At 72.1% G+C, this 14,555-nt stretch carries 15 protein-coding genes; 6 read left to right on the top strand and 9 right to left on the bottom strand.

Going from position 1 to position 14,555, the window contains the following annotated elements; translation table 11 throughout:
* Window positions 1-74: 74 nt before the first annotated feature.
* On the top strand, window positions 75-1,001 hold the full coding sequence (locus MXD60_RS06985) for an LLM class F420-dependent oxidoreductase (RefSeq protein ID WP_248818200.1): 927 nt from the start codon (window positions 75-77) through the stop codon (window positions 999-1,001).
* Window positions 1,002-1,280: 279 nt separating this feature from the next.
* The gene (locus MXD60_RS06980; RefSeq protein ID WP_248818153.1) at window positions 1,281-2,537 is read left to right on the top strand and encodes a CapA family protein; all 1,257 of its coding nucleotides are present in this window, start codon (window positions 1,281-1,283) and stop codon (window positions 2,535-2,537) included.
* Window positions 2,538-2,570: 33 nt separating this feature from the next.
* Here MXD60_RS06980 and MXD60_RS06975 read toward each other — a convergent pair whose 3' ends face one another.
* The 7 genes from MXD60_RS06975 to MXD60_RS06945 all read right to left on the bottom strand — a co-directional run bounded on the left by MXD60_RS06975 (window position 2,571) and on the right by MXD60_RS06945 (window position 9,579).
* Window positions 2,571-3,029, bottom strand: a complete 459-nt coding sequence (locus MXD60_RS06975) for a Fur family transcriptional regulator (RefSeq protein ID WP_308222391.1) — start codon at window positions 3,027-3,029, stop codon at window positions 2,571-2,573.
* A gap of 149 nt (window positions 3,030-3,178) precedes the next feature.
* Entirely contained in the window at window positions 3,179-4,918 is a 1,740-nt protein-coding gene (locus tag MXD60_RS06970; RefSeq protein ID WP_248818152.1) for a hypothetical protein, read from the bottom strand.
* A gap of 58 nt (window positions 4,919-4,976) precedes the next feature.
* Window positions 4,977-6,191, bottom strand: coding sequence for a pyridoxal phosphate-dependent aminotransferase (locus tag MXD60_RS06965; protein WP_248818151.1), 1,215 nt, complete (start codon window positions 6,189-6,191; stop codon window positions 4,977-4,979).
* Window positions 6,192-7,076 carry a metal ABC transporter permease gene (locus tag MXD60_RS06960; protein ID WP_248818150.1) on the bottom strand — a complete coding sequence of 295 codons (885 nt, stop codon included), beginning with the start codon at window positions 7,074-7,076 and terminating at the stop codon, window positions 6,192-6,194.
* Between the two features lie 34 nt (window positions 7,077-7,110).
* Window positions 7,111-7,971: a metal ABC transporter permease gene (locus MXD60_RS06955; protein WP_248818149.1), complete on the bottom strand. Its 861-nt coding sequence runs from the start codon at window positions 7,969-7,971 to the stop codon at window positions 7,111-7,113.
* Window positions 7,968-8,735 carry a metal ABC transporter ATP-binding protein gene (locus MXD60_RS06950; RefSeq protein WP_248818148.1) on the bottom strand — a complete coding sequence of 256 codons (768 nt, stop codon included), beginning with the start codon at window positions 8,733-8,735 and terminating at the stop codon, window positions 7,968-7,970. Before MXD60_RS06950 ends, MXD60_RS06955 begins: the two co-directional genes overlap by 4 nt.
* Window positions 8,736-8,811: 76 nt before the next feature.
* Window positions 8,812-9,579 (bottom strand): DUF2470 domain-containing protein, encoded by a 768-nt coding sequence (locus MXD60_RS06945; protein ID WP_248818147.1) that lies wholly within the window; start codon window positions 9,577-9,579, stop codon window positions 8,812-8,814.
* A 211-nt stretch (window positions 9,580-9,790) separates the two neighbouring features.
* On the opposite strand from MXD60_RS06945, the gene MXD60_RS06940 reads away from it, so the two are divergent.
* Window positions 9,791-10,126, top strand: coding sequence for a type II toxin-antitoxin system VapB family antitoxin (locus MXD60_RS06940; protein WP_248818146.1), 336 nt, complete (start codon window positions 9,791-9,793; stop codon window positions 10,124-10,126).
* Here MXD60_RS06940 and MXD60_RS06935 read toward each other — a convergent pair.
* Both MXD60_RS06935 and MXD60_RS06930 read right to left on the bottom strand, forming a co-directional pair.
* On the bottom strand, window positions 10,105-10,461 hold the full coding sequence (locus MXD60_RS06935) for a hypothetical protein (protein WP_248818145.1): 357 nt from the start codon (window positions 10,459-10,461) through the stop codon (window positions 10,105-10,107). The genes MXD60_RS06940 and MXD60_RS06935 overlap by 22 nt on opposite strands.
* Window positions 10,462-10,556: 95 nt before the next feature.
* Window positions 10,557-11,201 carry a response regulator gene (locus MXD60_RS06930; protein WP_248818144.1) on the bottom strand — a complete coding sequence of 215 codons (645 nt, stop codon included), beginning with the start codon at window positions 11,199-11,201 and terminating at the stop codon, window positions 10,557-10,559.
* A 190-nt stretch (window positions 11,202-11,391) separates the two neighbouring features.
* Here MXD60_RS06930 and MXD60_RS06925 point away from each other — a divergent pair, with 190 nt between their 5' ends.
* The 3 genes from MXD60_RS06925 (at window position 11,392) to MXD60_RS06915 (ending at window position 14,536) form a co-directional block, all read left to right on the top strand.
* Window positions 11,392-12,000: a hypothetical protein gene (locus MXD60_RS06925; RefSeq protein WP_248818143.1), complete on the top strand. Its 609-nt coding sequence runs from the start codon at window positions 11,392-11,394 to the stop codon at window positions 11,998-12,000.
* 111 nt (window positions 12,001-12,111) lie between these two features.
* Window positions 12,112-12,843: a YcnI family copper-binding membrane protein gene (locus MXD60_RS06920; protein ID WP_248818142.1), complete on the top strand. Its 732-nt coding sequence runs from the start codon at window positions 12,112-12,114 to the stop codon at window positions 12,841-12,843.
* Window positions 12,844-12,883: 40 nt separating this feature from the next.
* Window positions 12,884-14,536 carry a copper resistance CopC/CopD family protein gene (locus MXD60_RS06915; RefSeq protein ID WP_248818141.1) on the top strand — a complete coding sequence of 551 codons (1,653 nt, stop codon included), beginning with the start codon at window positions 12,884-12,886 and terminating at the stop codon, window positions 14,534-14,536.
* Window positions 14,537-14,555: the final 19 nt, after the last annotated feature.

The following is a 14,555-nucleotide window of genomic DNA, read 5'->3' as shown; positions in this document are numbered from 1 at the left end:
AGGAACGCCACACAGGTGACCGCCGGGAGTACGACGACACCCGGCGAAGGGCGCCTCGGTACGGTGTCGCCGTGATGAGTGAGCAGGACGTGACCCGACCGCCGGTCCGCCGCGACATCGGGAAGGTCGGTGTCTGGAGCGGGCAGTTCGACTTCTCGCCCGCCGGCGTCGTCCGCGAGGCGATCGCCGAGCTGGACGACCTCGGCTACCCGACGCTGTGGACCGGTGAGGTCAAGGGCCGGGAGGTGCTGGTCACCGTGAGCCTCGCGCTCGCGGCGACCTCGCGCATCACGATCGCGACCGGTATCGCGCAGATCCTCGCGCGCAACCCGCTGACGATGACCGCCGCGCAGCTCGCCCTCGCCGAGGCGTTCCCCGACCGCTTCCTGCTCGGGCTCGGCGTCTCGCACGCCGAGCTGATGCACATCCGCGGCGCCGCCTACTCCCGCCCGCTGGCCCAGATGGCCGCGTATCTCGACGAGATGGACCGGATGGCGGCCGAGCAGTACCGCGCGGTCCCGCCGGTGGGGACGCCGCCGCGGGTCCTCGCCGCGCTCGGGCCGAAGATGCTCGGGCTCGCCCGGGACCGCGCGGACGGCGCCCACACCTACTTCGTCCCGGCGGAGCACACCGCCGTCGCCCGGGAGATCCTCGGTCCGGACAAGCTGCTCGTCCCCGAGCAGGCGTTCGTGCTGCACGCCGACCCGACCGAGGCACGGGAGCTGGCGCGGCGGCACACCGGCTCGTACCTGCGGCTGCCGAACTACACGAGCAACCTGCGCCGGTTCGGGTTCGCCGACGACGACTTCGCCGACGGCGGCTCCGATCGGCTGGTCGACACCATCGTCCCGTGGGGCGACGCGGACGTGCTGCTCGGCCGGGTCAAGGAACATCTCGACGCCGGCGCAGACCAGGTGGCCGTGCAGGTGCTGGACTTCGACCGCCGCGGGCTCCCGCGCCGTCAGTGGCGCGAACTCGCACCGGCTCTGCTCGCCGTCTGACGAAGCCACCGCCCGCCGGGTGACGGTGCCGCCCAGTGACGGTGCCGCCGGGTGACGGTGCCGCCCAGTGACGGTGCCGCCGGGTGACGGTGCCGCCCAGTGACGGTGCCGCCGTGCGCCTGGTGAGGTCGCGGATCGAGCGGTCATGGCCGGCCAGGTCGTGCGACAGTGGCGGCTGGCCGTGGGGCGGTGGCGGCCGGCCGGGCGGCAGCCGGGTCCGACGATGGACGCGGCCCGGCGCGGCTTGACGCTCCGGGCCGCCGGACGGAGAAACGCAGCATGGGGTGGGACCGGGGGAGCACGCCGCGCTGGCGGGCATCGACGTGGCGACGGGCCTGCCTGTCGTGGCGGGGCTGGCTGGTGTGGCGGGCGTGGTCGCGCTGGCGGGTGCGCCCGCGGTCGACCGCGGCGGGCGGCGCGCTCGGGGTCACTGTCGTCCTGCTCGCGATGCTGGTCGCCTGCGCGGTTCCCTACGGCGACACCAAGGCGGCCGCCCCGTCCGCGGCCAGCACCACCCGGCCCGCTGACGGCGCCGCGGCGAGCGAGATCCGCGCGACGGCCGCGCCGGTCGGTGCCGGCCCGCGCCGCGCGACGGGACAGCCGGTGACGATCGCGTTCGGTGGGGACATCCACTTCGCCGGGGCGCCCGGGCAGCGACTGGCCGCAGATCCGACCACGGCGATCGGCCCGATCTCGACGACGCTGTCCGCCGCCGACCTGGCGATCGCGAACCTGGAGACCGCCGTCACCGACGGCGGGACGCCAGCCACGAAGGAGTACACCTTCCGCGCGCCGGCCACCGCGTTCACGGCGCTGCGCGCGGCCGGCATCGATGTCGTGACCATGGCGAACAACCACGGCATGGACTACGGCGAGGTGGGTCTGCGGGACTCGCTGCGAAGCGCCGCCGCCGCCCACTACCCGGTGATCGGAATCGGCCTGGACGACACCAGTGCCTTCACTCCCTACCGGACGATTGTGAAGGGCCAGCGGATCGCCGTCATCGGGGCGACCCAGGTCCTTGACGACGAGCTGGCCGCCGCCTGGACGGCGGGTCCGGGCAAGCCGGGGCTGGCGTCGGCGAAACAGGTCGACAAGCTCGTCGCGGCCGTGCGGGCGGCCCGGTCGGGAGCGGACACGGTCATCGTCTTCCTGCACTGGGGCGTCGAACAGCAGCAGTGCCCCAGTGAGGCGCAACGCTCCATCGTCCCGCTGCTGGCCGCGGCCGGCGCGGACGTCGTCGTCGGCAGCCACGCGCACGCCCTGCTCGGGGCGGGCTGGGCGGACAGCGGCGTCTACGTCGACTACGGCTTGGGGAACTTCGTCTTCTACGCCTCGGGAAGCGGGCCCAACACCGAGTCCGGGGTGCTGCGGCTGACCGTGGCCGGCCGGGCGACGACCGACGCGACCTGGGTGCCCGCGCGGATCGTCGGCGGGGCGCCGCGACCGTTGACCGGCGCCGCCGCCGGGCAGGCGCTGGCCGGGTGGAACGCCCTGCGCGGCTGCACCGGCCTCGCCGCGACGCCGGTTGGCTGAGAGCCGGGACCGCCGCCGGTCGGGCGCGGCGGCCTAGGACGCGACCGGGGCCGCGCAGTCCGCGCAGGTGCCGTAGATCTCCACGGTGTGGGCGACGTCGACGAAGCCCTCGGCCTCGGCGACCGAGGTCGTCCAGGCCTCGATCTCCGGGCCGGCGATCTCCACCGTCCGCCCGCAGGCCCGGCAGACCAGATGGTGATGGTGGGCCTCGGTGGCGCAGCGCCGGTAGACGGTCTCGCCGTCGTCGCGGCGGATCATGTCGACCTCGCCGCGATCCACCAGCACCTGCAGGTGCCGGTAGACGGTGGTGAGCCCGACCGCGGTGCCCTGCGCGCGCAGCCGCGCGTGCAGATCCTGGGCGCTGGTGAACGCATCGGTCTCGGCGAGGGCCGCGCACACGGCGTCGCCCTGGCGGGTGGCCCGCACGGTTGTGCCCCGGCCCGGCGCCCCGCGGCGGTCGGTGGGCCTGGTGCCGTTTCCCGCGATGCTCACCGGCACTCCCTTCACCCCGTCCGTACTGTGATCCGAGACGTGGCCTCGGTGCCGTCGCCGTCGAGTCATCGCCTTCGAGTCAGCGCGGACCCGGCGTCAGTCGTTCCATTTTCGCATCTTGGCGTGCGGATTGGGCTGTGGTCGCGCTTCTATCGCCGAGCCCGCGTGCTCGCTGGGACGAGCTCGGCGGCGGCCGGCTGCGGCGGGTCCGCGCAGCGGCCCAGGTCGTACAGGGTGCCGGTGAGTGGGAACGCCCGGGTCGCGTGCGGGCACCAGCCGATCCGGCGCAGGGCGGACAGCTCTGTCGAGGTGCCGCGCCGGTCGTAGGCGAGAACGAACAGCAGGGCGGCCCGCGGCTGCTGCCGGCGTGCCGCCACGGCCCGGGCCGCGTCGCCGCGGCCGACCACGGTCAGGAAGGTCGTCGCCGAGCTGGGTATTCGTGCGCCGTTCGTCGCGCTGGTGTCGGCGCGGGGCCCGGTGTCGGCGCGGGGCCCGGTGTCGTCGCTGAGCTCGGTGTCGTCGCTGAGCTCGGTGCCGTAAAGCCAGCCGGCCCGGGCGAGCCGACCGCCGACGACCACGGCGTCGCCCGGCCGGTACCAGCCGCGTGCGGTGGCCGTGGCGGCGACCAGGTTCTCGATGGGGCGCACCTCGTGACGCTGGCCCCACAGTGGGCCGAGTCCGCCCGCCGCGCTGAGTGGCGTCGCGACCAGGCCGACGAGGCAGAGCGCACTCGCGGCGCCGACCAGGGCGCCGCGGGCCGCCCCCCCGCCCCCCCCCCCCCCCCCCCCCGCCCCCCCCCCCCGGCCCCCCCGCGCCGACCAGGCGCCGCGGCCGCGCCCGACCGCGGCAACGAGTTCGCCGGCGCCGGTCGCCGCGACGATCGCCAGCAGCGGGACCAGGAAGAGGTTCGTCCGGCAGGCACCGAACGGCCAGTACCGAGCGCCGCTCGCCGCCAGGATGACCAGTTCCGCCCCACCGAGCGCGATCAGCAGGGGCGCGCCGTCCGGCCGGCGGGCCAGCGTCCGGGCGCCGACGATCACGGCGATCGTGGTCGCGAGGCCGAGGAGCACCGTCAGCGACCGGTGGCCTTCGGTGAGGGAGTGCGCCAGGTTCGGGTCGTAGCGGTCGATGCCGGGGGGCGCGCCCCCGAGGATCGCGCGCGTCTGGTCGGCCGTGAAGCGCAGACCGCCGAGGACGCCCCGGCCGGCGAGGAACTGCCGGTCCCAGAACCGGCTCGCCCGCTGGCTGGACTGGTGCGCGATGAACAGCGTCGCGTGCGTGCCGGCGAGCAGCAGCGCGGGCGCCGCCTGCCAGGCGGCCCGCCGGCGCCGCACCAGATCGCCGACGGCCAGCGGGACCAGCAGGAACACCGCGGGCGTCGAGAACAGCGCCAACGCGCCGGCGGCCGTCCGGTTGCGCAGGGGTGCGCCGGTCGCCGTCCACAGGGCGACCACGGCCAGCGTGACGACGGCTTCGAGAACGTACGGCTTGAGCTGCGTGCCCGAGTCGACCACCGTGGCGCTGAGCGCGACGGCGATGGCGGCGCCCGCGGCCGTCACCGCGCCGGTGAAGCGCCGGGCGGTCAGGAAGCTCGCCGCGGCGAGTACCGGCAGCCACAGCACGGCGGCGGTCAGCCGCAGCGACCAGGCGTGCCAGCCGAGCAGGTCACCGGTTGCCCGGGTCAGGGCGATCGACCCGAGCGACGAGGGGGTGTTCGCCGCGCGCAGCTCCGGCCAGAACGTCGCCCACGGCTCCCCGGCGAAGTGGGGCCGCCACAGCTCGTCGTACCAGAGCGGCCGGCCGATCCGGGCGTGCAGGGCGATCTCCACGGCGCCGACCGCGGCGGCGAGCAGGAGGGCGACGGTCAGGTCGCGCCGCGACTTGTCCACAGGTTGTCCACAGAGGGTCGATTCCCTGTGGACAACCTCGTCGATGGTGCTGATCGGACTAGTTCTGCTTGTAGTGCGTCAGGAACCGGTCGATCCGGCCGATGGCGTCGGTAAGGTCCTCGACCGACGGCAGGGTCACGATCCGCACGTGGTCGGGGCGCGGCCAGTTGAAGCCCGTGCCCTGGACCAGCAGGATCTTCTCGGCCGCGAGCAGGTCGAAGACGAACCGCTCGTCGTCCGTGATGGGGTACATGTCCGGATCGAGCCGCGGGAACGCGTACAGCGCGCCGCGCGGCGCCACGCAGCTCACGCCGGGAATGCCGTTGAGCAGCCGCACCACCGTGTCCCGCTGTTCCCGCAGCCGGCCGCCGGGCAGCACGAGGTCGCCGGCGCCGCCGTCCTCGGCCAGCGCGGCCAGGGTGGCGAACTGACCGGGGACGTTCGCGCACAGCCGCATGTTCGCCAGGATGGTCAGTCCCTCGATGTACGACGAGGCGTGCTCGCGCGGACCGGACAGCACCATCCAGCCGGCGCGGAACCCGGCCAGCCGGTACGCCTTCGACAGCCCGTTGAACGTCACGCAGACCAGGTCCGGGGCCAGCGACGCGGTCGAGACGTGCTCGGCGTCGTCGAAGAGGATCCGGTCGTAGATCTCGTCCGAGAGGACCATCAGGTGATGGCGCCGGGCGACCTCGACGATGTCCTCGAGGGTCTGCCGGTCGTAGACGGCGCCGGTCGGGTTGTTCGGGTTGATCACGACGATCGCCCGCGTCCGCGGGGTGATCTTGCGGGCGATGTCGGCCATGTCCGGCGCCCAGCCGGCGGACTCGTCGCACAGGTAGTGGACCGGTCGGCCGCCGCACAGGCTCACCACGGCCGTCCACAGGGGATAGTCCGGCGCGGGCAGCAGCACCTCGTCGCCGTTGTTCAACAGCGCCTGCAACGCCATCGAGATCATCTCGGAGACGCCGTTGCCGAGATAGACGCTGTCCGGCGTGATCCCGCCGATGCCCTTGCGGGTGTGGTAGCGCGCGACCGCCTCGCGCGCCGCGATCAGTCCCTTGGAGTCGCTGTATCCCTGTGCGCCCACCAGATTTGCCGCGACGGCCTCGAGTACCTCCGGCGGTGCGGAGAAGCCGAACGGCGCGGGGTTGCCGATGTTCAGCTTGAGGATGTGCGACCCGGCGGCTTCCAGCCGCGTCGCCTCGTCGAGGACAGGCCCACGGACGTCGTAGCAGACGCCGGCGAGCTTGTCGGACTGGGAGAACTCCATCTACCCAGAGTAGGTGGCGCGTCCAGCGGATTTTCGCCGGGCCAGCGCCGGTGCGACCGATTCACCTCGGGGGAGTGACCGCACCGTCAGGGAGACCACGAAGAACGTCGCCACGGTCAGCACGATCGCGCCACCTGCGGCGACGTTCCACTGCTCGCTGACGGCGAGACCGATGACCCCCGAGGCGACGCCGATCGCCATCGCCAGCGCGGTCATCGTCGCGGTCCGCGAGCACCAGAGCCGAGCCGTCGCCGCCGGTCCGGCGATCAGCGCCACCGCCATGATCGTGCCGACCGCGGGCAACGACGTCACGACCGTCGCCTCGATCGCCAGCAGCAGGACCAGGTCGAGGCGCCGGGCCGGGTAGCCCGCGGCGGCCAGCGCGTCCGGGTCGAACGCGCCCAGCAGCAGTTCCTTGCGCAGCGCGGCCAGAATTCCCAGCACGGCCACGGTGGTCACCGCGCTCACCAGGATGTCGCCGGGCTGGACGGTGAGGACCGAGCCGACGAGGAACGCGGTGAGATCCCGGCTGAACCCGTCCTGCGTCGAGAGCAACGCCATCCCCAGCGCGAAGCCCCCGGACAGCACCACGGCTGTCACGCTGCTGCTCTCCCGGCCGCGCTCGGCTCCCCGCGGCCCGGTCAACACCGCGACCACGGCCACCACCAGCAGGCCGAACAGCCCTGCGCCGAGAACGAGCCCCAGCCCGAGCAGCGAGGCGATGACCACGCCGGGGAACGTCGCGTGGGTCAGCGCCGAGGTCAGGAAGCTCAGCCGGCGCAGCACGACCTGGACGCCGACCGCGCCGCAGAGCAGTCCGACCAGCACGACCTCGATCAGGGCTCGCCGCACGTACCCGTCGCCGAGCGAGCTGACGAGCGTCATCGCGGCATCCGGCTCGGCGGGGACGACAGCCGGGTCATCGGGCCGCCCGCGTGGCCACTCGCCGGATGCTCTGCCCCAGCGTCACGAGGGCGTAGCAGGCGACGAGCACGAGGACGATCGTGGCGCCGGCGGCGAGTCGGACGCCGTAGCCCCGCGAGGCCTCGAAGCTCACGGCGAGCCCGAGCCAGGCGCCGAGCATGCCCAGCCCGGTCGCCACCGCGAGGATGACCCCGAGCCGGTCGGACAGCAGCCGGGCGGTCGCCGCCGGCACCACGAGCATCGCGATGACGAGCACGGTGCCGACGGCCTGCACCGCCGCGACGACCACCAACGCGATGAGCATGTTGCCGACCAGGTCGAGTGCCGTGATGCGATAACCCGCGGCGCGAGCTCCCTCGGGATCGAAGGCGCGCAGGAGCAGCTCCTTGCCCAACCCGACCAGCACGACGCAGGCCAGCACGGCCACCACGGCGGTGACCACGATGTCGGTCGTGTCGACGGTCAGGATGTGGCCGAACAGGAACGCGGTGAGGTCCGCGGTGTAGGAACGCTGGCGGGACACCAGGACGACGCCGATTCCGAAGAACGCGGTGAGCAGCACCGCCAGCGCCGCATCCTCGTTGACCCGCCGCGTTGCCGCGATCGCGGTGAACAGCCCCGCGGCGATGACCGCGCAGACGAGCGCGCCCGGCACGATCCCGGCGCGCCCGGAAACCAGGAACCCGACCACGACGCCGGGAAACACCGTGTGCGTGATCGCGTCCGTGAGGAAGGCGAGCCGGCGCAGCAGCACGTAGACCCCGACGGCGCCGCAGAGCGCGCCGAGGAGCACCGCCTCGACGAGCGCCCGTGCCAGGTAGGGCCGACTGAACGGCGCGAACAGAGTCTCGATCATGAGTGCGCGAGGATCAGCCCACGATCACCGAGTTCGAGCGCGGCGCCGCCGTAGGCCGCCCGCAGCGTGTCGGGCGTGAGCACGTCATCCGGCGGTCCGAAGCCGAACTGGCGCCGGTTGAGCAGGCACACGCCGTCGCAGCTCACCTGCGCGAGACCCAGGTCGTGCGTGGACACGACGACCGCCGCGCCGCGTGCGGTGAGGTTGCGGATCGCGCCGAGCAGCGCCTCCTGGGAGACCGCGTCGACCCCGTTGAACGGTTCGTCGAGCATGAGGACCGCCGGCTGCGCCGCGATCGCCCGCGCCAACAGGACGCGCTGGCGCTGCCCACCCGAGAGCAGACCGAAGCGATCCGCCGCCCGATGCTCCAACCCGACCGCCGCGAGCGCCGCGGCGGCCGCCTCCCGATCCACCCGCCCGGGCGGCCGCAGCCAACCGACGCGTCGGTAGCGGCCCATCAGCACGACCTGAGCCACGGAAACCGGGAAGTCCGGGTCGAGGGTGTCCGCCTGCGGCACGTACGCGACCTGTCGGCGGGCCTCGGCGGGCCGGCGATCCAGCACGGTGACGGAACCCGACGCGACAGGTACCAGGCCGAGGACGGCCTTGATGAGGGTCGACTTACCGGCGCCGTTCGGCCCCACCAGGGCGACGATCTCGCCGGCGCGCACCGTGCCGTGCACCCGCTCGAGCGCGGCCGTTCGACCGTAGGCAATGGTGGCGTGGTCGAAGACAATCGCGGGCGGCCCGGTTGGCTTCGACATGGACTAATTGAAAACGATTTTCGATCCCGGTGTCAAATGGGGTCGGTCTGATCACTCCAGGTGGTTGCCCGACGCGTCACCCGCCGCTCTGGGTGAGCAGTCGGCGCAGTTCCTGGCCGAGTGAACGAGGCTCGGTGAGTGGCTGCTCGAAGGCGATCCGAATCTTCTCGGCGCCCTGGGTCGTCACTCGCCACAGGTCCAGGCCGCCGCGATCCAGGCCGCTGACCTGCGCACCCGCCAGGTCCCTGGTCGCGCATGCCGGCGCGGGGCCGGTGCTGGCGAGCAGGCGCATCTGGTCGGCGTGCCGGGAGTTCAGATGCTCGATCAGCTCGGGCGCGTAGGCGCTGATGAGGTCCGGCTCGGCGAGCGCGTACGCCGTCAGGTCGATCCGGCGGCCCACCGCGGCCGTCGACCACCGCCCCGGCCGGCAGTCCGCGCCCGCCGGGGGAAAGCACAGCATGACGTCGTCCACCGACACCGCCAGCACGGAAAGGCCATCGATCGAACCGTCGATCGTGTCGACCGTGCGGCCCGGATCGGCGAGGCGGCGCAGGATCTGGTCCGTGCTGCCGGGTACCAGCCGCAGCGAGCCGGCGAGGATCAGCCGCTCGCCGAAGTGCCCGGGAACGTCGACCCAGCTTCGCCGGCCCTTGTGCGCGGCCCGCACGACGGGTCCCTCGGCGTTCGCCACCACCATCGGCTCACCACCGTCGTCGATCACTCCCACCCACCCCCGGGCCTGCTCGCGGGGCAGGGTCAGCAGCGCCGTGCGGCCGCTGGCCAGCACCGTCCGGGCGCGCTGAGCCATCTCGATCATGTGCTCCTGGTGGGCGGGCGATTTCACGGCGACCTCCTCGACATCAAGTTAGGTTTACTTAAGTCGGTCGGCAAGGAGAGGTCAAGCGACAGGTGGCCTGAGTCGGCCGTCCAGCACCCGGTGTAGTCCTGGTGTCCACGTCGGTTCCCGCTCTGGGCCGACCGGGGTCTTATGGGCGGGGCAGGGATCCTAGGCTGTCCTGGTCGACGGAAGTGTCGCCCTCGAGGAGGAGGTGCCGGTGATCTTCAAGACGGTTGGAGACGGTCGCCCGTACCCCGACCATGGCCTTGGTCAGCGGGACTGGGCTGCCATACCACCCCGCCAGGTCCGGCTCGACCAGCTCGTCACGACCAAACGTGTACTCGCGCTCGACGTGTTGCTGGACGAGGACTCGACCTTCTACGGGGACCTCTTCCCGCACGTGGTCGAATGGGCCGGCGCTCTCTACCTGGAGGACGGGCTGCACCGCGCCGTCCGGGCCGCTCTGCAGCAGCGCACCTCGATTCACGCCCGGGTGCACGTCCTGCTGGGACCCACGCTGAGCGATTCGGCTCAGTCCTCCGTCTCCAGGTAGGTCACGTAGGCGTCCTTCCCCACCTTCGCGAAGAGATATCGCGGGCAGGTGGACGTCGGCCGGTAGGCCGTGATCGGCCTGAAGACGGGTGACCGCCGGACTGTTTTGAGCTGTCCACCGGCTGTCTTCACCGCCTCGCCGGAGGTGATCTCGGGCTGACGGACTCGCTCGTACCAGGTGCTGCAGTACCGAATCTCGTGCGGCCGTGAGGTCCAGGCCGGGGTATGGAAGAACCACAGAAGGTAAGCCGTACGCATCCCCAGGACGAGTGCAAGGATGATCAGAAGTGACCTGATCAGGTTCCCAGCTCGTCCGGTCGCGAGAATGGGGCTCACAGAAACGGGAGCCTACGGGGATCCCGCCGTGCTGCGTGCATCCGCCCCTGTGTCCCGCCTGATCAGCGTGTCCCGCACCACCGCCGCAGGCGGCGTCAGCTACGCAGATAGGCCAGCACGGCCAGGACTCGACGGTGATCGGTCGTGCTTGGTTCCAGGCAGAGCTTGTTGAAAACGTTGGAGATGTGCTTCTCCACCGCCCCGCTGCTCACGACCAGGTGGGCCGCGATCGCGGTGTTCGAGCGTCCCTCCGCCATGAGGGTGAGAACTTCGCGTTCCCGCGGGGTCAGGGTGGCCATCGGATCGTCTCGTCGATTCCGGACGAGTAGCTGCGCGACCACCTCCGGATCCATGACGGTGCCGCCGGCGGCGACTCGACGAACCGCATCGATGAACTCCCGCACGTCGGCGACGCGATCCTTCAGGAGATATCCGACCGCGCCGGCGCCATCGGCGAGAAGTTCGGCCGCGTACTGCTTCTCGACATACTGGCTGAGGACCAGAACGGGAGATCCGGTGACCTCGGAACGGGCCCGGATGGCGGCCCGCAGACCCTCGTCCCGATGGGAGGGCGGCATGCGGACGTCCACGACGGAGACATCCGGGCGGTGTTCCAGCACGGCATCGACGAAGGTGGCTCCGTCCCCGACGGAGGCGACGACCTCGCAGCCGGCGTCGGTGAGAAGGCGGCGCAGGCCTTCCCGCAACAGTACCGAGTCCTCGGCGATGACAACGCGCACAGTGAGTCAGCCCTTCTTCGGCTCTGGGCACCGAGGTCGGTGGATGCCGACGCTACCCGTGCAGGACGGTCGCTCGTCCGATACTGGCCCCTGTTCGCTGTCGTACCGGTCGATGGGGTCGGCTGACGGATTGCCGACTGTGCGTGGAGGTTGTGGCGGTCTCCCGACCTGGCGTGGCAAGCTTGCGCCCGTGGGCACGGACTGGTCGGTGAACGGAGGCACGGCTCGCCTCGGGCGAGCTGCCACCTTCTCCGCCTCGTCCGTCTGCCTGGCTGTGGTCGCGCATGTCGCGGGCGGGGCGGCCAGTCCGGGGCTGTGCGTCACGGCGGTTTCCTTCCTTCTGCTCGCCCGGCTCGCGTTCGGTCTGGGCGGGCGTGAGCGCGGGCTGGCGGCCGTGCTGAGCGCGGTCGTCGCGGCGCAGTTCACGCTCCATGTGACCTTTCTGCTGGCGGAGCCGCACGCGCACATGGCGTGTTTTCGGTGCGCGGTGGACCGTCCGACGTTGGTTGCCCACGCCGTGGCGGCCGTGGCCGTGGCGCTCTCGCTGCGACGGGCCGAACGTCTCCTGTGGTCCGTAGTCCGGCTGCAGCCCATGACGATCCTCGTCCGGTTGTTTCTTCCGGTAACCGAGTGGTCCGTTCCCGTGGCGCCGTCCGCGTTCCGGGTCGAGTCGGGGCGCCGTCCGCCGCGCGCGCACACGCGGCCGATCGGGCGCTCGGCCCGCCGCCGTGGCCCACCACCGGTCTCACCGGAGATCGGTCGGGCGGTGGCTTGCGGTAGCCCCTGCGTGGCGCACTGACGCTCGTCCGCCAACCCCCTCCGGTGCACTGGTCAGCGCCATTTTCAGGTTCCGCGGATCGAAAGTTCTGATCGCGGGAATTCTGATCTCGAAAATTGCGAGGGGATCTACATGGCTCGGGTGTTTCTGCGCGCCGGGATTCTGGCGGCAGCCACGGGGGTCACCGTGGTGGCAACTGTTCTGCCGGCTTCGGCGCATGTCACCGTGCAGCCGTCGACGGCTGCCGCGGGCAGCTATGCCACGCTGATGTTCAAGGTGCCGACCGAGGAGGACAACGCCTCGACCACCGGCCTCGACGTTCAGCTTCCGGTGGACAATCCGATTGCCTCGGTGTCGGTCCAGCCCAAGGCGGGCTGGACGTACAAGGTCACCAAGGCGAAGCCGTCGAAGCCACTGACCACGGATGACGGTGCGGTGGACGAGGTGGTCACCAGAATCACCTGGACGGCGGACCCGGGCAGCCCGGGCATCAAACCCGGTGAGTTCGACACGTTCACCGTCTCCGCCGGGCCGCTGCCCGAGCAGGCTGACGCCATCACCTTCAAGACGCTGCAGAACTACTCCAACGGAGACGTGGTCCGGTGGGTCGATGTTCCGCAGGCTGGTGCCGCCGAGCCCGAACACCCGGCGCCCACGGTCACGCTGAGCGCGGCAACGGCCGGCGCCGTCCCGGCGTCCACCGCGGGATCCACGCCCGCGACCGCTGGCGCGCCGCAGGCCGCGGCGAAGTCGGACAGTGACGACGGAACGGCCCGCACCCTGGGCACCGTCGGCATCGTCGTCGGAGCGCTGGGCCTGCTCGTCGGTGGGTTCGGGCTGACCCGGACGCGACGGCGGGCATAGGCATCGTGAGACGGGCATAGGCATCGTGAGAAGAGTCCTGGTGGTGGTCGTGGCGTTCGTCGCCATGGCCACCACCTCGATCGGCCTCGGTCTGGGCGTGGCACCGGCGTCCGCGCACGCGCTGCTGACCGGCACCGAGCCGGTCGACGGCGAAGCGCTGCGGGCCGCCCCCTCCCGGGTGGTACTCAGCTACAGCGAGTCGATCAGAGTGTCGGACGACTCGATTCGGGTCCTCGACGGCGCGGGCGCGCGGGTGGACGACGGGCATGCGCGGCCGGGCGCGAAAGCGTCCCAGGCAACCGTCGCGCTCAAGGCCGGCCTGCCGACCGGGACCTACGTCGTCAGCTGGCGGGTCATCTCCGCCGACAGCCACCCGGTGTCGGGTGCCTTCGCCTTCGGTGTCGGAGGGCCGCCCCAGGCCGGGGCGGCCCACGCCGAGGGCGACACCTCCGGTTCGCAGACGGTGGGCCTGCTGTTCGGCGCCGCGCGGTTCGCGGGCTACGCGGGAATCGGGCTGCTGCTGGGCGCCTGCGTGTTCCTCACCCTGATCTGGCCGCAGGGATTTCGGGTGCGGGGCGCGGGGCGCCTGCTGGCCGTGGGGTGGCTGACCACGGCGGTGTCCGCGATCGCCCAGCTCCTGCTGCAGGGCCCCTACGCCGCCGGCATCGGCCTGAGCGGGATCGTCCGCTGGTCGATCATGTCGACGACGATCGAGGACCGGTTCGGTCATCTGCTGCTGATCCGCCTGCTGGCGCTCTGCCTCGCCGCGCCGCTGCTGCGCAGGGCCGTGCGCGTCGGGGCACCCGACCCGTGGCATCGGGGGGAGCTGGCCGCCCTCGGCCTCGCGATCGCCGTGACCCTGGCCGCGATCGGTCATGGGAGCACCGGTGATCTGGTCGGACTGGCCGTCCTCAGCCTGACGGTGCATGTGCTCGCCATGTCCGTGTGGATCGGGGGTCTGGCGGTCATCGCCGTGCTGCTCCTTCGGCAGGCATCGGCAGCCGAGCTGGCCGTGGTGCTGCCGCGATGGTCGAGGTTCGCCGTCGGCGCGGTGATCGCGATCGTGCTGAGCGGACTCCTCCAGAGCTGGCGGGAGATCGGTTCCCTGCCGGCCGTCGTCGATACCGGCTACGGCCGGATGCTCCTCTACAAGACCTGGTTCTTCCTGGGGATGCTCGCGGTCGGCGGCCTGGCCCAACGATGGGTGCGGCGGCGCTACCGGAAGAACGACGTCGCCGCCGCGGCGCCGGGCCCGGCGGCGCTCGCCGGACTGCGGCGCGGCGTCGTCGCCGAGCTCACGGCCGGCGCCGTGGTCCTCGGGCTCACCGCGACCCTGGTGAACATGGTTCCCGGCCGGACCAGCTACGCTCCGCCGTTCAGCGGGACGGCCTTCGCCGGGCCGATGACGGTGAAGGCGAAGGTCACCCCGACCCGGGTCGGCGCGGAGTCCCTCGACGTGCGTGCGTGGGCGCCGACCGGCAAGCCGCAGAAACTCGTGGCGGCGAGCGCGGAGTTGTCCCTGCCGAGCGCCGACCTCGGGCCGTTCCAGGTGCCGCTGGACCTGGCCGAGACCGGCCATGCCCACAGCGACCGGCTCCAGCTTCCGCTGGCCGGGAAGTGGCAGCTGCGGCTGACCCTACGGCTCAACGACTTCGACCAGTACGTGACGACGCTGTTCTACACAGTCCACTGACGGCCCGGCCCGGTCCGCG

Origin of the sequence: Frankia sp. AgB32, assembly GCF_023243045.1 — a bacterium.
GTDB lineage: Bacteria > Actinomycetota > Actinomycetes > Frankiales > Frankiaceae > Frankia.
Note: the sequence above shows the minus strand (reverse complement) of the source record. Positions and strands in the feature narration are given on the sequence as shown.